The following is a 19,805-nucleotide window of genomic DNA, read 5'->3' as shown; positions in this document are numbered from 1 at the left end:
AGCACTACACTCCAAGGCAGATGCCAGCCCAGCCGCCCGCCTCGCCACACCCCGACCGCGCCGACCTCGCCACCCTGGTCGAAGACATGCGGCACTGGGGCGCATCCATCGCGCTGGTCGAGCACCGCGGCATCCGCCGCTATCCCATCACCTATGCCGAGCTCGCCACCCTCGCCGCGCGCTTCGCCGCCTTGCTCGAGCAGCAGCACATCGGCCCCGGCGAGCGCGTGCTCCTCTGGGGACATAACAGCGCCGCGTGGATCGCGGCGTTCTTCGGCTGCGTGCTGCGCGGCGTGCTGCCTGTCCCGCTCGATGCCACCGGTTCCGTCGACTTTGCCCGTCGCATCCTCGCCGAAACCACCCCACGCCTTCTTGTCGCCGATGCCTCGCTGCTCGCACTGCTCAACGCGCCTGAGCCTGGCCTGCCGGCCCTCGATCTCCCCTCGCAACTCCCGCTCGACACCCTCGCCGCCAACCTCCCCGCCCACGAAGCCGCCGCCGTGCCACTTACCCCGGACACCCCCCTGCAGATCCTGTTCACCTCCGGCACCACCGGCGAGCCCAAGGGCGTCGTGCAGACCCACCGCAACCTCCTCGCCTCGCTCAGCCCTATCGAGCGCGAGATCCGCAAATACCGCCGCTACGAACGCTGGGTACACCCGCTGCGCTTCCTGCACACCCTGCCGCTCTCGCATGTCTTTGGCCAGTTCATGGGCCTGTGGGTGCCGCCGCTGCTGGGCGCCACCGTGCACTACGAGCCCCGCCTCCAGGCCGCGCGGCTGCTGGCCCTGCTCCCCCGCGAGCGCATCCACGTCCTTGCCGCCGTGCCGCGGACTCTGTCCCTCATGCGCGCGCACCTGCTCACCACCGTGCCTACGCTTGCCTCCGCTCTCGAAGCAGCAGCCGGCGAGCCATGGCAGCGCCGCTGGTGGCGATTCCGCCGCATCCATCGCCAGTTGGGCTTCCGCTTCTGGGCCGCCGTCTGCGGCGGCGCCACCCTGCCACCCGAGCTCGAACAGTTCTGGACCACGCTCGGCTTCGGCCTGATCCAGGGCTACGGCCTTACCGAAACCGCCGCCCTCGTCACCCTTAACCACCCCTTCAAGGTCGCGCGCGGCTCGCTCGGCAAGCCGTTGCCCGGCCGCTCCCTGCGCCTCAACGCCGCCGGCGAACTCGAGGTCCGCGGCGACATGGTCGCCACGAGCCGCTGGCAGGGCGGTCGCATTGTCCCCGCCAGCGCTTCATCCACGCAGGCCGTCGCGCCCGGCCGGGCTTCTGCCAGGGCCGGCGACGAACCAGCCGGGATGCCGGCTCCGTCTGCCGATCCTGCTCCATCCGAATACTGGCTTCCCACCGGCGATCTCGCCCGCATCGACCCTTCCGGCGAGGTGCGTTTTCTCGGTCGCACCGGTCAGCGCCTCGTTACCGCTGCGGGTCTCAACGTCTACCTGCAGGACCTCGAAGACGTACTCGTCCGCGAATCCGGCATCCACGAAGCCCTGGTGTTCCGGCTCGCGCTCCCTTCCGCGAGCGCCGGCGCGGCTCCGGCAGAAGACGAAGCCGCCGCCGTGCTCGTGGTCCCCGCAGGCCCGCAGGCCGCCGCTGCTGCCATCGACGCAGTCAACACCAAGCTCGCCGCTCACCAGCAGATCCGCCACTGGTGGCTCTGGCCCGCGCTCGGCCTGCCCCGCACCGCCACCGGCAAGGTACAGCGCCGCACGGTCGAAGCCTGGGCGCTGGAGCAGGCCAGCCTGCCCCGGACCTTTGAGCACCAGCCCAGCGCGCACCAGGCTTTCCAAAACCAGTCCAACCAGCCCCAGTCCTTTCAATCTCAACCCAGCCTGTCCCAAACCATGGAGGGCCAGTTCGGCGCCCGCCCCGCTGCCACCGCCTCCGCGCAGCCCGACGCTGCGGTCCGTCTCCTGCTCAGCCTCGCCCTTCGCCCACCTGCACAACCCTCCGCATGGGACGACGCCGCTACCCTCGACGGTGCCTGGGGCCTGGACAGCATGGGCCGCGTCGCCCTTGCAGCCGCGCTCGAAGACCAGCTAGGCCTTGCCCTGCCCGAGTCCGCCCCGCTCCGCACCCTGGGAGAACTCCGCCAACTACTCGGCGCCACGCCTCGGGCCGCGGTTCCCCACATGACTGTCCAGCCCGCGCCGGCAGCCGGAAAAGGCCAGGCAACATCCCCGCTTAGCCATTCGCCCACCTCCACAACACCGGGTGCCCCACGTCTCGCTTCTGAGACGTGGGTACCACACAGCCCGCACTCTCCACATCCAGCGATGTCAGCCCCCACTCCCGCCCCGCTCCCACTCCCATATCGCTATCCCGCATGGCCCTGGTGGCCGGTGGTGGCCACCGCACGCTCCTGCTTTGTGGAAGCCGTGCTTCGCCCGCTCGTGTTCCTGCTTGCCGCACCCACCGTGCACCGCCGGGCAACCCCACCCGAAACCACCACCACGCCCATGCTGCTCATCTGCAACCACCGCACCGCCATGGATCTCCCCCTGCTTCTCTACGCCCTGCCGCGCTCCCTCCGCCGCCGGGTAGCCGTCGCCATGTCCGGTGAAATGCTTGCCGCCTGGCAGGGAAGCTGGGGCCCCCTGGCCGCCGAGCTCCGCCCACATCGCCGCTGGTGGGGTCCACCCGTCGCCCTGCTGCTGACCACACTGTTCAACGTTTTTCCGCTCCCACGCACCAGCGGCTTCCGCGCGAGCTTCGCCCACGCAGGCCGGGCACTCGACCGCGGTTACCACGTGCTGGTCTTCCCGGAAGGCCGCCGCGCACCTGCCTCCGCCCCTCTGCCGTTCCGCCCGGGCCTCGGCATCCTTGCGCAGGAGGCTGAAGCCCCCATCCTTCCCTTGGCGCTTCGCATCCGCGACGTTGCCGCTGCTGCTCCCCGGCAGGGCTGGTTCCGCTCCCGTCCCGAGATCCACATCGGCACGCCCATCGACCTCGCCGGGCCCACCCACCCGGTAGCGCCGCCCGAAGCCATCACCACCCGGCTCGAAGCAGCCGTCCGCGCCCTCCTCACCTAGCCGCCAGCCAAGCGCCGGCCCGCCCCGCCCAAACAAGAAAAGCAGGGATCAAGGCGACTCTCGCCCCGATCCCTGCCTTGTAAATCACCCGCCGCCACGCAGTGGCCGCAAGCCGCGTAGGCGGTTTCCCGCCTGCCCTGTTTCTACCGCGTCCTACGCCTTGACCTTCTCGTGCCACGAAGTCGCCGCTTCCAGCGCCTTGTTCACGTTGGAGATATTCTCCACCCCCTGCGTGGAGAGCCAGTCCGCGAACGCCTTTTCGCCATCCTTGGCAAAGATAGCCACGCCATCCGCCCAGGTCGCGCGGCCGCACAGCACGCCGTTGAAGCTCGTGCCGCTCTCGCCCGCAAGCTCCAGCGTCTCGATAAAGATGGCATTGGTAACGCCCGCCGAGAGATAGATGAACGGCTTGGTCACGACCGAGGCCGCATCGCGGAAAGCAGCCAGTGCCTCATCCCGCGTGTACGCCTGCTCGCCGGTGAATGCCTTGGTCCCGGCGACGAACTTCATCTGCACCGGCACCTCGACCTTCAACACGTCCACGTTGTACTTGGCCTTGTCGAACTCTTCCATCGAGCCCTTCACGATCGCAGGCTTGCGCTTCGCGTAGGCCAGGCCCTTCTCGTCTTCGCCGTGCACATCGTAGCCCACGAACTCCAGGAAGAACGGGATATCCCATGCCCGGCACTCATCGCCGATGCGCTCGATGAATGCATGCTTCACATCGTTGATCGTGGCCTTTTCAAACGGCGTGTAGTACAGCAGGATCTTGATGCAGTCCGCGCCCGCTTCCTTCAGGCGGCGCACCGACCAGTTGTCCAGCAGGTCCGGCAGACGGCCCTCATCGCTGGCATCGTACCCGGTCTTCTCGTAGGCCAGCAGCAGACCCTTGCCGTGGCGCTTCTTGGTCGCAGGCAGGCCGAACTCGGGGTCCAGCAGGATCGCCGAAGCATACTGCGTCAGCGTGTCCGTCACCATCGACTTGAAGTCCTCCAGCATCGAGTCCGGAACCTCGGCCACGCCCTTCGCCTTGGCCAGCGACTTCTGCAGCGATCCGCGCTGATCCATGGCCGCTGCCGCGATCACGCCGCGTTCGTTTGAAACTGCTTTCAATCCCGCCAGCTTGCCCGGGGTAAGTTCGATAGCCATCGTTGCGCTCTCCCATACTTGTTTTCAAAAAATGATTGATGCATCTCGACCGCTGCTGCCGTGTCGCGCGACGCGCCTGCAAGCCTGGGTCGCGATTGTAACCGCCCAGCGATCCGTGCTTGTCTACCTTTCTATGCTACCCGGCCCGTGCGTACCCTCTGGTGTTTTTCCGGGCTAGGGGCAGCCGATTTCCCGGCCGCCCCATGTCGCGCAACTCTTGTCCCTCTTCAGGCTTGCTGCGGAGTGTCAGCGACCGGGCCCGTCAGGTCCACCGGTACATCCACGCCGCTGGCGGCCAGCATCTGGCGCTGCGCCGCAAACAGGTGCCGTAGTCCGCCCTCTGCCAGGTCCAGCATCTCGTTCAACCCGGCCCGCGGAAACGCCTTCCGCTCCGCCGTCGCCTGCACTTCGATCAGGCCGCCATCGGCGCTCATCACGACATTGGCATCCACCTCGGCCTGTGCATCTTCCTCGTACGCCAGGTCGAGCAGACGCGCGCCCTCCACGATGCCGACACTCACCGCGGCGATTAACTGCCGCATCGGGTTCTGCTTGATCGCGCCTGCCTTGTGCATGCGACCCAGCGCCAGCCAAAGTGCCGCGCAGGCTCCCGTGATCGCTGCGCACCGCGTGCCCCCATCCGCCTGCAGCACATCGCAGTCCAGGATCACGGTCCGCTCGCCCAGCGCCTGCATGTCCACCCCGGCGCGCAGAGAGCGGCCAATCAGTCGCTGGATCTCGTGCGTACGTCCACCCACCTTGCCCCGCTCCGACTCGCGCGCACTCCGCGTCAGCGTAGCCCGGGGCAGCATTCCGTACTCTGCCGTGACCCAGCCTTTGCCTTGCCCGCGCATCCAGCCCGGCACACCCTGCTCCACCGTGGCATTGCAAAGCACCCGCGTCTCGCCCACGGCGATCAGCACCGAACCCTCGGCGGTCCCCACGTAGTCCGGAGTGAGTGAAAACGGGCGAAGGTCCCCGGCGGAGCGGTTGTTCGGGCGAAAAAAGTGTGCAGTTGTCATCGGCTCCATTCTAAGTGGCCTCGCCACTTGCCGCCCTTGTTCTGCCCGCATCAGGGATACCGGAAGCCGCTCCGAAACGGAACGGGTCCAGCTATCTGTAGCAATCATTGGAGTTATCGCTGCGCGCCTGCTCGCCGCGTTCCGTTCCGGCACTCGCCGCGCGTCTCCGCCCTGAACACTCCGCCAAGGCTTGTGGAGCTAAACCAAGCAGAATGAACGCGTTGCCCTTCCGGCGCATTTTGGCCGCTTACCTGCATAAGGAAGAGCGCGACCGCAACAAGTGAAGCAAGGCACTGCCCAGGGAGGGGCGATATCCATGCACAACCAACCCACTACCAACATCGGCAACAGCAAGCTTGTTCCCTTTCTGCGAACCGCGAAGCCCAGGCATGGATCAGGCTACGCGTCGGGCCAGGTATCTGCCAGCGTCGAGCCCATCCACGCAGCAGCGCCCGCACTCGCCCGGCCCGCGCAACCCCGGCCGGTGCTGGTCAGCAAGCCTTTCGCGCCTCCGGCTGCGCTGACGCCTCTCAGCCCGGCCGCGGCACTCGCGCATGACGCCCGCAATGCTTTGGCTTCGCTGGAGTTGCTCTCCGGCCTGCTGGCCGAGCCCGGGGTGCTGGCACCCGCCTACGCGCAATGCTCCCGGGATCTCACCTCCGTAAGCCAGGTGCTCTGCGTCTTGGTCGAGCGACTGGCCAACCTCCACGGGGATCAGCACCAGCCTGCACCGGCGACCAACCGCCACGCTTCCTCTGTACCCCCGACTGCAGCAGCCGAGCCGGTCAGGCCCGTCGAGTCTCCGACGGCATTGCCCGCCGGGCGTGCACTCCAGGAGTGCACGCGCCTGCTCAAGCTCACCGCCGGATCCTCGGTCGCGGTGCATCTTTCCTCCGAGTCAGGGCTGCCGCCGCTCGCCCTCGCGCACGATGCTTTGCTCCGCGTGCTGGTCAACCTGGTCAAGAACGCCAGGGAAGCAATGCCCGGCGGCGGCCATGTACGCATCACCGCGCGCAGGGCACTGAGCCAGGACCAGCCCGCAGTGCTTCTCCACATCTCCGACAACGGCCCCGGCATCGCGCCGCTCGCCCTCGAGCGGATCTTCGAACCGGGCTTCACTTCCAAGCGCGATGCGCATCAGGCCTGCGGCCTGGGGCTCGCCATCGTGCGCGAACTGGTGGAGTCGGTGGGCGGCAGGATCGAGGTCGCCAGCACTCGTCGCCGGGGCACGACCTTTGAGCTGCGCATCCCCGCGCTCCCCGTCGCGGGCAACTGATCGCTTCTTTGCACCTATTGGTTATTTACGTAACTGGAGGGAGAACAAAAAGCCACTTACAATCACCGCAGAAAAGCCTACAACAAGAAAGACAGTGGCCATGCAGTCCACCGCGAAGATGCACGTTCTCATCCTCGATGAAGATGCGGCAGTTCGCTCCGCCGTTTGCGAGATTGCAAGCGCACGGGGCCACCAGCCCCATACCGTCGACTCCGTCGATGCGGCTCGCTCGTACCTGCGCGGCAACAGCGCAGACGTCCTGCTGCTCGACCTCAAGTCTCCGTCCGGCAAAGCCATGGACCTGCTCGACGAAGTAAAGTCCATGCGGCCCGAGACCTCGGTGATTGTGATGACAGCCTATGCCACCGTCACCTCCGCGGTGGAGGCGATGCGCACGGGCGCAACTGACTACCTGACCAAGCCGTTCTCCATGGATGAGCTCGCCGTGGTGCTTGATCGCACTGCGGAAAAGCGGGAGCTGGACTCGGAAAGTCGCCGCCTGCGCGAGCGCCTGCGCTCCCAGGGAACACTCGGCACCATCGTCGGGCAAAGCCCCGAGATGGACAAGCTCTACCGCATCCTTTCCAAGGTGGCGCACAGCAATCACCCGGTCATGATCCTGGGGGAAAGCGGCACCGGCAAGGAACTCGTCGCGCGGTCCATCCATACCAACGGCGCCAACGCGCAACAGCCGTTTCTGCCGGTCGACTGTGGTTCGCTGGTGCCGACCCTGGTTGAAAGTGAACTGTTCGGCTACGTCAAGGGCGCTTTCACCGGGGCTACCCGGAACAAGGACGGCCTGCTGGTCGCCGCAGGGCAGGGAACCGTATTCCTGGATGAGATCGGGGAGCTGCCGCTTGATCTGCAGGCCAAGCTTCTGCGCGCGCTGCAGGAGCGGGAGGTGCGTCCCGTCGGCGCCAATCATCGGCAACCGATGCGCGCACGTATTCTTGCCGCCACCAACCGCGATCTCAAGCAGATGGTCGAGCAGGGCCGCTTCCGCAAGGACCTGTACTACCGCCTCAACGTGGTGAGCCTCCGCATACCCGCCCTGCGGGAACGCCGCCAGGATATTCCGCTCCTAACCGCGCACTTCCTCGATCGCATCGGCAAGGAGTACGGCAAGAGCTTCGAGCTGAGCGATGACGCCCTGCGCGTGCTGGATGAGTACGACTGGCCAGGCAATGTGCGCGAGCTCGAAAACGCTCTGGAGCGGTCCTGCTCCTTTGCATCCGGTACCGTGGTCCAGCTCGGCGATATGCCGACCAACCTGCAGGACTTCCGCATGCAGCAGCGTCATGCCACGACGCCCCTTCGCGCAGTGCTCGAAGCTGCGGCCGTCAGTGCACCCGGAGTTACCTCCCTCGCCGAAATGGAGAAGCAGGCCATTCTGGACACCATCCGGCGCCTCAATGGCGATAAGCTCCAGGCAGCGCGACTCCTCGGCATCGGCAAAACCACGCTGTATCGCAAGCTCAAGGAGTACGGCATTGGCGACGTGATGCTGCAGGCCCGGTAACGCCCTCGATGGATGCATTCAGAAGCTGCCTCTCAGGGCGCGTCAGTACAGATGGAGACACACATGCAAAGCGCACTTATCATCACAGGAATCTCCGGCGCCGAACACTGCGCCGCCAGCCTTTCCAAGCAGCTCGGGCTGCCGGTCGAAGTCGCGCCCAGCCGCAGGGAAGGCATGGCCGCGCTGCGCCGCCGGGAGTACTCCATCGTGGTGATTGACGAGCCGGTCGCCGAAGCAAGCCCCGAGGGCGCTGAACTCCTCTGGAAGCAGGCAGGCCTGGCCATCCCCCTGCAAATTAACTTCGCTATCTCGGGCACCAACCGCCTGATCCGCGAGGTCCGCGCCGCGCTGCAGCGCCGCGACCATGAGCAGCAGGTCGCCATGCGGGCCGCCTCCACCGCCATCGAAAACGACCTGCGCGACACCGTCACCGGCTTGTTGCTGCACTCACAGCTTGCGCTCGCCGAACCCCTAGTCTCCGCCCCGCTCACGGCCAAGCTGCAAACCGTCGCGGAACTCGCCAGCAACCTGCGCACCCGCCTTGAAAACTCCGCGAGTCAGCGAGGAGCCCAGCCCCTCCGCTAGGGCTGCCGACCAACACACATGGGCAAGGCGCGGCCTGCGCTCCAGCGTGCAGCCGCCCATCCCTCACCTGCCCCCAAAGATATGTCGCGAGAGATGGTGCGGATTGTCCTCGCTGCCGTCCGGGGGCGCAACGCACCAGGCGGACCAGCGAACCGCGCTTCGCCGCCGTTTAGTGCACCGTCTTCATCTTGCGCTGCATGTAGTCCATCAGCAGGTACTCGCCCAGCGTGTCAGGCGTCGTGAAGTACGCCTTGCCCCGGCACATGGCCGTCACCTTCTGCACAAACTGCATCAGGCCATAGTCAGAGGCCAGCATGAACGTGTTGATCATCACGTTGGAGCGCTTGCAGCGGTTCACCTCTTCCAGTGTTTCGCTCACCACCAGCGGGTCCAGCCCGAACGCATTCTTGTAGATCCGCCCGTCTGGCAGCGTCAACGCCGACGGCTTGCCGTCCGTGATCATCACGATCTGCTTCATGTCTTTGCGCTGCCGCTCCAGGATCCGGCGCGCCACCCGCAGGCCCTCGCGCGTATTGGTGTAATGCGGGCCCACCTTGACGCGCGGCAGCTGCGAGATCGGGATCTCCTCCGCCGAATCGTGAAACAGCACCAGCGACAGGGAATCCGCCGGGTACTGCGTCCGGATCAGGTGCGACAGCGCCATGGCCACCCGCTTGGCCGGCGTAAAGCGATCCTCGCCATACAGGATCATGGAGTGCGAACAGTCCAGCATCACCACCGTCGCGCAGGAACTCTGGTACTCGGACTGGTGCACCTGCAGGTCGGAGTATTCGAGGTTGAGCGGCATCCGCACCCCCTCCCGGGCAATCGCCGCAGACAGCGTAGCAGTGGTGTCCAGGTTGAGCGTGTCACCAAACTCGTACGCCTTGGACCCCCCGCTCGCCTCAACCCCGGTGGCATAGTGCAGCGTGTCGTGCCGCCCGGCGCTGGCCTTCCCGAGCGAGCCCAGCAGGTCGCGCAGCGTTTTAAAGCCCAGGAAATCCAGGCTCTTGTCCGTCACCTCGAAGCGCGCCTCGGCTTCACCCCCGCCTGCCTGCCCCTGCCCGGGTTCCGGCGACCCGTCGCCTTTGCTCTGGATGTAGTTCTCCTGCTCCATCCGGTCCATCAATTGATCGAGAAAGCTGTCAAACTTACCTTCCGCCTGTAACACTCGTATCTTTTCCTGCGTATCTTCGTCGAAGAGGTCTCCCGACTCCATCGCCCGCCGCAGTGCCTCTTTCAGGTCATCCATGGTCTGATCCAGGTCCTGGAACTCCATCATGGGATTCTGAAAGCCTGAGTCGAGCAGGTAGTCGGAAAGTGCCTCGAGCAGGTCTTCCATGTCTAGTTCGCTCGCCAGGTCGCCGTTGTACTTCGTGTAGCGGACGCGTTTCATAGGCCTATTTTCAAGGTTTACGCGGCTTCACGCAACCGACCGGCCCCTTCGCTTTCACCGCCTCAAGCAATCTCCGCCGGCATACTCCGGGGCAGTCTCCATACCTCGTCTGCGCTCGCATCGACTTACTCGTACCTCGAACGAGTTAGTCCGGAGCAGCCCTGAAGGCACTCCTAAAGTTGTAGCTTGTTGATCCCTAAGTGTTACAAACCAAAAGAGTTAGAAAAGAGACCAGTACCGTTACGAAAGCTGCAAGGCGTGTAAAAAGACCCTGGGCGCGGTGTTCGGGAGGGTAATACTCGATCTCAAGAGATACAGACAGGGCTGCTAAGTAAGTGCATCTGTCACTCTTCGACTTACGCAAAACATAAGCAATAGGGGACGAGCAGATGACTTACGTTTGCAGGTATTCGATGCGGTTCATGCGGTCACTTACACGGGCTGCCTCGTTGTTCACGGTCGGACTCGCGTGTGTGCACGCCGATGCGCAGCTGGCCACCACGTTGAGCACAGTTTCCACCCAGCCGGCAGCCCAGACTGCCAGTCAGACCAACGCCGTCGTCTCCACTGGCTGGGACTCGACCACCACCACGTCGCTGCAGGCCGCCGGGCGCATTCTCAACCAGGCATCGTTCGGCCCGACCATCAACGACGTGTTCGCAGTCGAGTCCTCCGGCATTGCGAGCTACCTCGATGCCCAGTTCAAGCAGCCTGCGTACATCATCCCTGCCGCCAACCCCCAGACCGTCACCACCGGCGACTGCCAGTCCTTCTCCTGCGACACGGAGTACTACTGGTGGAACGATGTGATCTTCGGCAGCGATCAACTGCGGCAGCGCGTCGCTTTTGAACTCAGCAAGTTGTTTGTGGTCTCGATCGATACCGTGGACCCACGCTATCTGCCCAACTATCTCAACCTTCTGTCGCAGGACGCCTTCGGAAACTGGTTCAACCTTATGCAGGATGTCGCGCTCTCGCCTGCCATGGGCACGTACCTCAACATGGCCAACAGCACAACGCCCACTGCCGGCCAGAGCGCCAACGAAAACTTCGCACGCGAAATGATGCAGCTGTTCTCGATCGGCGTGTACGCCCTCAACCAGGACGGCTCGCTCAAGCTCGACGGCAACGGCAATCCTATTGCGAACTACACGTCGGCACAGGTGCAGAACTTCGCCCTCGCCTACACCGGGTGGACCTTCGCCAACAACGATTGCAGTGCACCCTCCTCGGCCAACTACTACTGGTACAACCTCCCGCCCGGCCAGTCCTGCCCGATGACAGTGCTGCCGTACGCGCACAGCACTGTCTCCAAGACACTGCTGCGCGGCACGGTGCTGCCTGCCGGGCAAAGCGCCCAGCAGGACCTTACCGGGGCTTTGACCAACATCTTCAACGACCCATCCATGCCGCCTTTCGTGGCGCAGCACCTGATCCAGAGCCTGGTCAAGAGCAATCCGTCGCCTGCATACATCAGCCGCGTGGCCGCCGCGTTTACTGACAACGGCTCGGGCGTGCGCGGCGATATGAAGGCCATCATCACCGCGATCCTGATGGATCCGGAAGCACGCGCGGATGACAACGGCGGTATCTCCGATGCGAATGGCGGCAAGCTGCGTGACCCGATCCTCTGGTGGGCGAGCGTGATGCGCGCCATGGGTGCAACCAGCACCGCCACGGTTCCAAATGTCGCGTTCTTCGAGCAGCGTTTCGACCTTTGGCTCGCAGACCTGGATGAGCGGCCGCATGTTACACCCAGCGTCTTCAGCTACTACTCGCCTTCGTTCCAGTTGCAGGGCACCAGCACCTACGCCCCCGAGTTTCAGAACGAAAACACGTTGACCATCAGCCAGATGGCAGAGCACATGCAGGATGCCATCACCGATAACTGGAGCGAGAACGGTGTCACCGCGACCGAGTTCGCAATGAACCTTACTGCCAACAGCTTCTGGGGCGAGGCCGCACGCACGGCCACTCCCACCAACCTTGTGAACGCACTGGATGCTCTGCTGCTGCACGGCACCATGACGCAGGGAATGCAGCAGGCCATCGTGACATCTATCCAGGGACTAGATCCCGCCACCATGGTGCGCTGTGCGGTGTACCTGATCGTGACCTCGCCCCAATACCGCCTCATGATGTAGTCCCACCCACACCTACACAAAGCAATTCGGAGAATCCAATGCAGCGCAGAAACTTTCTGAAAACGGCGTCGTGGGCAGGTCTCGCTCAGCTTTCGGGTATTTCGCCCCTTCGCACCATGTCCGCACTGGCGCAGGCCACGTCGCCCAATGACTACAAGGCCATCGTTTGCCTGTTCATGCGCGGCGGCAACGACAGCAACAACATGATCGTGCCCATCGGCGGCTCGCAGTACAGCGCGTACAGCCAGGTGCGCGGCTCCAATGCCATCGCACAGAACCAGCTGCTTGCTCTTGCCAACTCGTCGCTTGGCCTCAACGCGGCTTTCCCCAACCTCAACCGCGCCTACATCGCCGGCGACGCTGCCTTTATCGCCAACGTCGGTCCGCTGGTGCAGCCCACCACCAAGGCCCAGTACCTCGCCACCAGCGTCCAGATTCCCCAGCAGCTCATGGCGCATGACAACCAGCAAAATGCCTGGGAAAGCGGCGCGTATGTGCCGGGGGTCGGCACCAGCTGGTCCGGGCTCACCTCAGACCTGATGGCCGCCAGCTACAACTCGGCCAACATGCCCATGGTCACGATCGTCGGCAATGCCACGAACTTCGGACGCGGCGTGGCCTCCACCCCCTTCAACGCCGGGCCCAATGCGCAGCAGGAGAGCTTCTGGTGCAACGAGGGCAATGCCTGCAATGCGCGCATGACCGCCGCGCAGCAGCTGCTTACCTTCAACAATGGCGCCAACCTCCTGCAGGCCGACCAGCAGATCTACCAGTCCGCCTACAAGTACAACGCGTTCTACAACAGCGTGCTGGGCAGTGCCTCGGGCTTTTCCACCAGCTTCCCGTCGAGCAACCCGCTGTCCAGCGCGCTGTACACTGTCGCGACCATGATGCAGCTGCGCAACCAAATCGGTGCGCGCCGCCAGATCTTCCTGATCGACGTGCCCAATAGCTTCGACACGCACGCCGACCAGGCCGACATCCAGCCCGGCCTCTACGCGATGATCGACCAGTTCATCGGGACCTTTGTGTCTGTCATGCAGGAGATGGGGCTGTACAACGACGTAACGCTCTTCACCGCGTCGGACTTCTCCCGCACCCTGCAGATGAACAGCGCCGGCGGATCGGATCACGCCTGGGGCGGCCACCACTTCGTCGTGGGTGGCGCGGTCAAGGGCGGCAAGGTCTACGGCACCTTCCCAAGCCTCACACTCAACGGCGCTGACGACATCGATGGTACCGGCCGCTTCGTACCGACAACCGCGCTGTCGCAGTACACCGCCACGCTGGCATCGTGGTTCGGGGTGCCCAGCTCGCAGCTCGGCGCCATGCTCCCCGGCCTCAGCAACTTCTCCACCGCCAACCTGGGCTTCGTGTAGAACCCGGGGCGGCAAAGAAAAAGGCCCCGCTGAGGGGCCTTTTCCCTTGTTTGTTCGCGAGCACCGCGCTCGATGGAGATACGCCTAGTTCAACCCGCCACGCTTGGACCGCCGGTTCTGCCAGGCCTCATACTGCTGGTCGTCGCCGCCCCCGCCGCCATCCTTGCGCTCCCGCTCGTTCCGGCCCTTGCGATCCCCCGCGGCAAAGGTGCGCTCCTCGTTGCGGCTCAGCTTGCGATGCGCCACCATGCCTTCCAGCAGGAACTCCGCCGCCGCCACCACCCGTGCCGGTGCGTCCGTGCCCTTGACTCCAAGCGGACTCAGCTTCTCGAACAGCCCTTGGATCTGCTGCAGCTCCTCGAGGATCGCCGCCGACGACTCACCGTCGTCAAGCTTGAGCGAGCCACCCAGGTTGAACCACTGCTCGATCTGCTGGGTGTTGGTGTCGGCAAAGTAGCGATCGTAGACTGTGCCCAGCGCCGAGCGGATCAGCTCGCGCACCACCACGTCCGCACCGCGCATCTCGCCCTCGTACTCCAGCTCGATCTTGCCCGTAATGCCCGGCATCGCCGTGTACAGGTCGCCGATGCGCGGCATCACCAGTGACTCGCCATGCAGCAGCGCGCGCCGTTCCGCGTTCGAGATCACCAGCTCCATCGTCGAGATGGGCAGACGCTGCGACACGCCTGAACGCTTGTCCACGCGCTTGTCGCCACGCGCGGTAAACGCCACCTGCTCCACCAGCTCGCGCATGTAGCGGGGCACCTCGATCGTGCTCGCCGTGCGCTCCGACCAGGCTTCCTGCTCGGTGATCGCGATGCCTTCTTCCAGCGTCTCCGGGTAGTGCGTGCGAATCTCCGAACCGATGCGGTCTTTGAGCGGCGTCACGATCTTGCCGCGGGCCGTGTAGTCCTCAGGGTTCGCGGAGAACACGATCGCCACGTCCAGCTGCAGGCGCACCGGGTAGCCCTTAATCTGCACGTCGCCTTCCTGCATGATGTTGAACAACGCCACCTGGATCTTGCCCGCCAGGTCAGGTACCTCGTTGATCGCAAAGATGCCGCGATTGGCGCGCGGCAGCAGCCCGTAGTGCATCGTCAGCTCGTTGGACAAGTCCTGCCCGCCACGTGCCGCCTTGATCGGGTCCAGGTCGCCTACAAGGTCAGCAACCGTCACGTCCGGCGTTGCCAGCTTTTCCACGTAGCGGTCGTCCCGGCTCATCCACGCGATTGGGGTGTGGTCGCCGTGCGCGGCCAGCAGCTCGCGTGAGTGCTTGGCCAGCGGCTTCCACGGGTTGTCGCGAATCTCCGAGCCGGCGATATACGGCGCCCACTCGTCGAGCAGGTGTGTCAGCGCACGCAGGATACGGCTCTTGGCCTGTCCGCGCAGCCCCAGCAGGATGAAGTTGTGCCGTGACAGCACCGCGTTGATGATCTGCGGCACCACCGTGTCCTCGTAGCCCACGATGCCCGGAAAGATCGGCTCGCGCGACGTGCCCTTTTCCCGCAGTAGCGCAATCAGGTTTTCGCGCAGTTCGTCCTTGACCGTGCGGTCGCGCAACCGTGCTTCGCCATACAGCGGATGGTTGCGAAGCTCGCCAAGCGTTTGGGGCAGGGCGGTCCATGCAGTCGCGGAAGAGGTTGCTGCGTTGCTCTGTGAGGCCATAATGATATCGACTCCTGGTCTGACTCCGGGTTGTGGCGAGGAAACAACAAGAACGAGAGGGAGCGCCGAAGCGCGATGGCGGAGAACCGGCCACCCCGCAGCACTCTGGGGCGGTCGTCGCAAGGCGCGCGTGGCACAGGATTGCAAGTCGGCCAGGGTGCAGCAATTCGAGCGGCCAAAGCGCAAACTGCCGTCCGGGGCTTTACACAAGAATAAATGAGAGCAGCCCGCGCACCGCGCAGCGGGGCGGTCCCGGTTTGAGCCCACCCACGCTGCAACACGCGTGCAGCGGAAACCCTCTACATCACGGGTCCGTGCCCGTTGCGGGCATAGGCTGGCCGGGCCTGCGCGCCCAGCCGCAGCTTCGGCAGGATTCCTTCGTAGAAGTCCTTCAGGCGTTCCGTTCTTTCCCGGTCCGACCTCGACACCAGCAGCTCCTGCTTGAAACCAAGATCCGCGGGCAGCTCCCACGCCAGTTGAAACGACAACTGCTTGTCCAGGTCGAGCGAGTAACTCTCCCGGCCGATGCCCGCCAGCGCCAGCACCTCCAGGTGCAGGGCTACGCACGCGGCGCGCTCTTCCCGCGAGGCCTCGGCTGTGTCCACATCCTCATCGTCGAAGAAGTCCACCTCTGCCTGCAGAAAGGATCGCGAGTTATCGAGCTGCTCGATCTCGAAACGCCGTCCGCCTTCGCACAACACATCCACGCGCCCATCCGGATAACTGCGGATCACGCGGGTTACCGTGGCTGTGCAGCCGGCAATGGCAAGACCTTCACGCTGCGCGCGTACGACGCCAAACTGCAGCTCGCCCGTGAGGCACTCCTGGATCATTTCCTTGTAGCGAGGCTCAAAGATATGCAAAGGCAACGGCACGCCCGGAAATAGAACGACATCAAGCGGAAACAGGGCGATCTTCATCGAATCTGTGCCTTTCAGGCCGTCGCCTCATACCAACATCTGCCGCAAGGGTTTGCACCATGTATGCGGCAGTACTCCCGATACTGCCGGGTCGTGTTATTGCCCGCGCCATGCGCAGGCTTTCCTTGAGTTAACTATCCAGCGTAAGTTCGTCCAGCATCGCCTGCATTTCGCCCTGCGCATGGCTGTTGCCTGTGCGCGCCGCGCTTGCAATGCCAAGTGCAAGGTGTTGCTTCGCGTCGGCTGTTCTTCCCGCACGTACCAGCGTCTGCGCCGCCATAAAGTACCCTGGCGTATATTCCGGATTGTCGCGCAGCAAAGTGGCAAATTCCGCAAGCGAAGCTACGAGGTCATCCTTGCTCGCGTAATCCATAGCAAGTCCGTACCGGGCAAATGCATCCCGAGGGTTTGCTTTCAAAATCTCCTGCAACATTGCGGCCTTATCCATACGCGTTCCTTTTATTCTGCACTTAGTCGATTCAGCAATGAACGCCACGCTTCGCCGCAACCTGCAAACGCTTGCGAGTGCTCAAACTTAACTTTCGATTGTACCCGTGGCCGCTTTTGGCCCTGTGAAAGGAATCCGATCGATGACACAGCCAGCCGTTGCGCGGAGCGCGCATAGTTCCCAGTCCGAAATGACTGAACTGATCCTGCCGAACGACACCAACACGCTCGGTAACCTGCTCGGCGGCCGTCTCATGCACTTCATCGATCTGGTCGCGGCCATGGCCGCTCTGCGGCATGCCAGCTCTCACGTCGTGACCGCATCCATGGATCACATCGACTTCATTGCCCCCGTGCACGTGGGCGACCTGCTGATTCTGAAGTCGCGCGTCAACCGCGCTTACCGCACGTCCATGGAAGTAGGCGTTAAGGTCTGGGCTGAGAATCCGGTCGAGGGCACCCTGCGCCACGTCGCCTCGGCTTATCTCATGTTCGTCGCCATCAACCCTGCCGGTGTGCCGATCCCTATCTCGCAGTTGGTCGCCGAAGACGCGGAAGACGAACGCCGCTATGCCGATGCCGGGCGACGCCGCGAGCAGCGCCAGGCCGAACTCGCCCGACGCCGCGAGGCCGGCAAGGTCTCCACGCGACCCTGACCGCGCGCTCCGCCCCACCCACTCCCGTAGTCTGGTAGCAAAGGATACTCATCATGGCTCACGAACATGGCGCACCACCCCCGGCACCGGCTTCGCTGCCCGGCATCCGGCACATCATCGCGATCGGCTCCGGCAAAGGAGGCGTCGGCAAAACCACCGTCGCCGTCAACCTCGCCATCGCCCTTGCCGCGCTCGGCCAGCGCGTCGGCCTCATCGATGCCGACATCTACGGCCCCAACGTTCCCCTGATGTTCGGCACCAGCGGACAGCCCAAGGTGCTTCCCGGTAACCAGATCGAGCCAAACCTTGCCCACGGCGTGAAAGTTATGTCCGTGGGACTCATTTCACCCGGTGATAAGCCGATGGTGATGCGCGGTCCCATGCTCCACCAGATCATCCGCCAGTTCCTCCAGCAGGTGGAGTGGGGCGAGCTCGACTTCCTGCTCGTCGACCTGCCACCCGGCACCGGCGACATCGTCATCTCGCTCGTGCAGACCGTGCCGCTCACCGGCGCTGTGGTCGTCTCCACCCCGTCCGATGTTGCACTGCAGGACGCCCGCAAGGCCCTCGAGATGTTCGGACAGGTCAACGTCGAGATCATCGGCATCGTCGAAAACATGAGCCACTTCACCTGCCCGCACTGCCATTCCGAGATCGACATCTTCCACAAAGGCGGCGCCGTCCGCACAGCCGAACAGTTCAAAGTCCCGTTCCTTGGCTCTGTCGAGCTCGCCCCCGCCATTCGCGAAGGCGGCGACAACGGCGCGCCCATCACCACCCTCGGCCCCCACGCAGCCTTCGCCGGCGAGTTCTTCGAGATCGCCCGCAAGGTCGCCGAGCGCGCAGCGCAGCTTGAGGGCAAGGGAGAAGACATCTTCGAGATCCAGTAAGACCGCCTGCGCGGCTTGCGGTCCCGTCGGGACGTGTACTCGTTAAAGACCAAAAGCCTCAAGCCCCGGAGAATCCCCGAGGATCTTGAGGCTTTTGTCTTCCCGGTATATCCGCCACGAAGTGGCCGCCAGCCGCGCAGGCGGTTTTGCTCTTTTGCCCCAGACAGCAAAAAAGGCCAGGGCATCGAGCCCCGGCCTTTTTGCTAAACCCAATCCGCTTAAGCAGCCTTGGCAGTCGACAATGCCTTGACGCGCGCATTCAGACGGCTCTTGTAGCGCGACGCGGTGTTCTTGTGCAGAATGCCCTTCTGGACGCTCTTGTCGAGCGAGGAGACGGTGGAGCGGTACTGCTCGGCAGCTGCCGCAACATCACCCTTCAGCAGCGCCTCGCGCAGCAAGCGCAGGCTGCCACGGATGCGGCTCTTGTTCGCGCGGTTCACTGCTGTCTTCTTCTTGGTCTGACGGACGCGCTTCAGCGCGGATACGTGGTTCGCCATGTTGTGTCGGTTTCCTTAATCGGGGTTGAGTGGGGATGTGCGGACACCCGCTCTCCCTGCAAACCCTAAGTCTAGGCCATGCCGCCAGCAGGGTCAAGCCTGTTCAGCCATTGCAGACCCGGCTATTGGCAGTGGCCTGTCGGAGCGCAGTCCGGCAGACGCGCCGGACCTGGCCCACACTGGCGGGCTGCCTAGCCCTGCCGAACCATCTCCACCAGCACCGCGCGCGTCTCGCCCGCGGTCGCGACCTCGCGCAGAAAGTTGATCCGAGCGCCCTTCATCCCATCCGCGGTCTTCAATCGCAGCGAGAACCCAAGCCGGTCCACCCCGGTCATCGCTGCCTCGCTCGCCTCGATCCCCGCGTGCCGCTTTGCCAGCAGCAGCATCGAGTCCACGTGGTCCGCGTTCATATGCGCCAGGATCCCCGCAGCCGCCCCGGCCAGCGGATCGGGCGAAGCCCGCGCGTACTCCGCGGCCTCCACCCAGCCCATCACCCCGAAACCGCCCACGTAGTAGATATCCACCAGCTCCACCCGGAAGAAGCCGAAGTCGGCAAAGTCCACCCAGTACCGGCTGTTCTCATGCCGTGCCAGGTACTGCTCCCGCGCCGCCGCGAGGTCCTCGGAAGGCACGCTCTCGGCGCGGCCCACCAGTGTCGCGCGCGCCGCACCTAGCGGATCGCCGTCGGCCGCGGTAGCGCTCACAAACAGGCTCACCTGCGGCTCCGCCTTGAGATTCTGCGTATGCATCGCCATGTTGCTGATCAGCAACAGCGGCCTCCCCAGCGTATCGAGCGCGTACGGCATCAGCGAGCCAAACGGAAACCCCGGGTGCTTGCGCGACACGGTCGAAAGCATCCCCACCGCGCCCATGGACAGCAGCGTCCGCACCCTCTCAGCGTGGCTCGGCTCCGGCAGCTGCGGCATCGCCGGGCCAGAGTAAGCGTGCTGCCGCGGTGCGGCCTTGATCTCTTCGGTTGCCATCCCCATACCTCTCCCCCAAGTCTAGTCACTTGAAGCGAACACCCGTCCCGAAGGGACCGCCGGCCCCGAAGGCGGTTTTGCCTTTCGCCCGTGTCACCCCGATTCCGTACCCGCTTTTCCTCACCCGCGGGTACTTCCGGGCCGTACCTTTCACGCTTCCCCGATTGACGCCCCGCCACACCGGCGCTACTCTTCACGCATTGACCATCGTTGCAGCCTCGGCGAACTGTTCCAGC

The 19,805-nt window shown here is 64.3% G+C and carries 16 protein-coding genes; 8 read left to right on the top strand and 8 right to left on the bottom strand.

Annotation, left to right across the window (positions count from 1 at the left end; all coding sequences use genetic code 11):
* Positions 1-20: 20 nt before the first annotated feature.
* The gene (locus tag D1Y84_RS05175) at positions 21-3,041 is read left to right on the top strand and encodes an AMP-binding protein (RefSeq protein WP_124847569.1); all 3,021 of its coding nucleotides are present in this window, start codon (positions 21-23) and stop codon (positions 3,039-3,041) included.
* Between the two features lie 153 nt (positions 3,042-3,194).
* Here D1Y84_RS05175 and D1Y84_RS05170 read toward each other — a convergent pair whose 3' ends face one another.
* Both D1Y84_RS05170 and rph read right to left on the bottom strand, forming a co-directional pair.
* Complete coding sequence (locus D1Y84_RS05170) at positions 3,195-4,184, bottom strand: tagatose 1,6-diphosphate aldolase (RefSeq protein ID WP_370245805.1); 990 nt, start codon at positions 4,182-4,184, stop codon at positions 3,195-3,197.
* A 233-nt stretch (positions 4,185-4,417) separates the two neighbouring features.
* Entirely contained in the window at positions 4,418-5,212 is a 795-nt protein-coding gene (gene rph, locus D1Y84_RS05165; protein WP_124847567.1) for a ribonuclease PH, read from the bottom strand.
* 316 nt (positions 5,213-5,528) lie between these two features.
* Here rph and D1Y84_RS05160 point away from each other — a divergent pair, with 316 nt between their 5' ends.
* The 3 genes from D1Y84_RS05160 (at position 5,529) to D1Y84_RS05150 (ending at position 8,592) form a co-directional block, all read left to right on the top strand.
* Positions 5,529-6,488, top strand: a complete 960-nt coding sequence (locus D1Y84_RS05160; RefSeq protein ID WP_124847566.1) for an ATP-binding protein — start codon at positions 5,529-5,531, stop codon at positions 6,486-6,488.
* 118 nt (positions 6,489-6,606) lie between these two features.
* A complete protein-coding gene (locus D1Y84_RS05155; protein WP_233581152.1) occupies positions 6,607-8,007 on the top strand; it encodes a sigma-54 dependent transcriptional regulator in 1,401 nt (466 codons plus the stop codon).
* Positions 8,008-8,070: 63 nt separating this feature from the next.
* Complete coding sequence (locus D1Y84_RS05150; RefSeq protein ID WP_124847564.1) at positions 8,071-8,592, top strand: hypothetical protein; 522 nt, start codon at positions 8,071-8,073, stop codon at positions 8,590-8,592.
* A 169-nt stretch (positions 8,593-8,761) separates the two neighbouring features.
* Here the strand turns inward: D1Y84_RS05150 and D1Y84_RS05145 are convergent, their stop codons facing one another.
* Positions 8,762-9,988 carry a VWA domain-containing protein gene (locus D1Y84_RS05145; RefSeq protein WP_124847563.1) on the bottom strand — a complete coding sequence of 409 codons (1,227 nt, stop codon included), beginning with the start codon at positions 9,986-9,988 and terminating at the stop codon, positions 8,762-8,764.
* A 422-nt stretch (positions 9,989-10,410) separates the two neighbouring features.
* On the opposite strand from D1Y84_RS05145, the gene D1Y84_RS05140 reads away from it, so the two are divergent.
* Together D1Y84_RS05140 and D1Y84_RS05135 are read left to right on the top strand one after the other, a co-directional pair.
* Entirely contained in the window at positions 10,411-12,132 is a 1,722-nt protein-coding gene (locus tag D1Y84_RS05140) for a DUF1800 family protein (RefSeq protein WP_158615329.1), read from the top strand.
* A gap of 38 nt (positions 12,133-12,170) precedes the next feature.
* A complete protein-coding gene (locus D1Y84_RS05135; protein WP_124847561.1) occupies positions 12,171-13,511 on the top strand; it encodes a DUF1501 domain-containing protein in 1,341 nt (446 codons plus the stop codon).
* 84 nt (positions 13,512-13,595) lie between these two features.
* Here the strand turns inward: D1Y84_RS05135 and D1Y84_RS05130 are convergent, their stop codons facing one another.
* The 3 genes from D1Y84_RS05130 to D1Y84_RS05120 form a co-directional block, all read right to left on the bottom strand.
* On the bottom strand, positions 13,596-15,176 hold the full coding sequence (locus D1Y84_RS05130) for a sigma 54-interacting transcriptional regulator (protein ID WP_124847560.1): 1,581 nt from the start codon (positions 15,174-15,176) through the stop codon (positions 13,596-13,598).
* A gap of 299 nt (positions 15,177-15,475) precedes the next feature.
* Positions 15,476-16,096, bottom strand: a complete 621-nt coding sequence (locus D1Y84_RS05125) for an LON peptidase substrate-binding domain-containing protein (RefSeq protein ID WP_124847559.1) — start codon at positions 16,094-16,096, stop codon at positions 15,476-15,478.
* 130 nt (positions 16,097-16,226) lie between these two features.
* On the bottom strand, positions 16,227-16,592 hold the full coding sequence (locus tag D1Y84_RS05120) for a hypothetical protein (protein WP_370245711.1): 366 nt from the start codon (positions 16,590-16,592) through the stop codon (positions 16,227-16,229).
* 94 nt (positions 16,593-16,686) lie between these two features.
* On the opposite strand from D1Y84_RS05120, the gene D1Y84_RS05115 reads away from it, so the two are divergent.
* On the top strand, positions 16,687-17,199 hold the full coding sequence (locus tag D1Y84_RS05115; RefSeq protein ID WP_124847558.1) for an acyl-CoA thioesterase: 513 nt from the start codon (positions 16,687-16,689) through the stop codon (positions 17,197-17,199).
* Between the two features lie 53 nt (positions 17,200-17,252).
* Positions 17,253-18,089, top strand: coding sequence for an Mrp/NBP35 family ATP-binding protein (locus D1Y84_RS05110; RefSeq protein ID WP_124847557.1), 837 nt, complete (start codon positions 17,253-17,255; stop codon positions 18,087-18,089).
* 218 nt (positions 18,090-18,307) lie between these two features.
* Here the strand turns inward: D1Y84_RS05110 and rpsT are convergent, their stop codons facing one another.
* A complete protein-coding gene (rpsT, locus tag D1Y84_RS05105; RefSeq protein ID WP_124847556.1) occupies positions 18,308-18,586 on the bottom strand; it encodes a 30S ribosomal protein S20 in 279 nt (92 codons plus the stop codon).
* A gap of 191 nt (positions 18,587-18,777) precedes the next feature.
* Positions 18,778-19,569 (bottom strand): HugZ family protein, encoded by a 792-nt coding sequence (locus tag D1Y84_RS05100; RefSeq protein WP_124847555.1) that lies wholly within the window; start codon positions 19,567-19,569, stop codon positions 18,778-18,780.
* Positions 19,570-19,805: the final 236 nt, after the last annotated feature.

Source organism: Acidipila sp. EB88, assembly GCF_003858395.1.
Taxonomy (GTDB): Bacteria; Acidobacteriota; Terriglobia; order Terriglobales; family Acidobacteriaceae; genus EB88.
The sequence above is the reverse complement of the archived record's forward strand: the minus strand, read 5'-3'. Positions and strand labels throughout refer to the sequence as shown.

Coding starts and splice junctions, on each gene's coding strand:
- D1Y84_RS05175 (WP_124847569.1), top strand. CDS start 21: ATGCCAGCCCAGCCGCCCGCCTCGCCACACCCCGACCGCGCCGACCTC.
- rph (WP_124847567.1), bottom strand. CDS start 5,212: ATGACAACTGCACACTTTTTTCGCCCGAACAACCGCTCCGCCGGGGAC.
- D1Y84_RS05160 (WP_124847566.1), top strand. CDS start 5,529: ATGCACAACCAACCCACTACCAACATCGGCAACAGCAAGCTTGTTCCC.
- D1Y84_RS05155 (WP_233581152.1), top strand. CDS start 6,607: ATGCACGTTCTCATCCTCGATGAAGATGCGGCAGTTCGCTCCGCCGTT.
- D1Y84_RS05150 (WP_124847564.1), top strand. CDS start 8,071: ATGCAAAGCGCACTTATCATCACAGGAATCTCCGGCGCCGAACACTGC.
- D1Y84_RS05145 (WP_124847563.1), bottom strand. CDS start 9,988: ATGAAACGCGTCCGCTACACGAAGTACAACGGCGACCTGGCGAGCGAA.
- D1Y84_RS05140 (WP_158615329.1), top strand. CDS start 10,411: ATGCGGTCACTTACACGGGCTGCCTCGTTGTTCACGGTCGGACTCGCG.
- D1Y84_RS05135 (WP_124847561.1), top strand. CDS start 12,171: ATGCAGCGCAGAAACTTTCTGAAAACGGCGTCGTGGGCAGGTCTCGCT.
- D1Y84_RS05130 (WP_124847560.1), bottom strand. CDS start 15,176: ATGGCCTCACAGAGCAACGCAGCAACCTCTTCCGCGACTGCATGGACC.
- D1Y84_RS05125 (WP_124847559.1), bottom strand. CDS start 16,096: ATGAAGATCGCCCTGTTTCCGCTTGATGTCGTTCTATTTCCGGGCGTG.
- D1Y84_RS05115 (WP_124847558.1), top strand. CDS start 16,687: ATGACACAGCCAGCCGTTGCGCGGAGCGCGCATAGTTCCCAGTCCGAA.
- D1Y84_RS05110 (WP_124847557.1), top strand. CDS start 17,253: ATGGCTCACGAACATGGCGCACCACCCCCGGCACCGGCTTCGCTGCCC.
- rpsT (WP_124847556.1), bottom strand. CDS start 18,586: ATGGCGAACCACGTATCCGCGCTGAAGCGCGTCCGTCAGACCAAGAAG.
- D1Y84_RS05100 (WP_124847555.1), bottom strand. CDS start 19,569: ATGGCAACCGAAGAGATCAAGGCCGCACCGCGGCAGCACGCTTACTCT.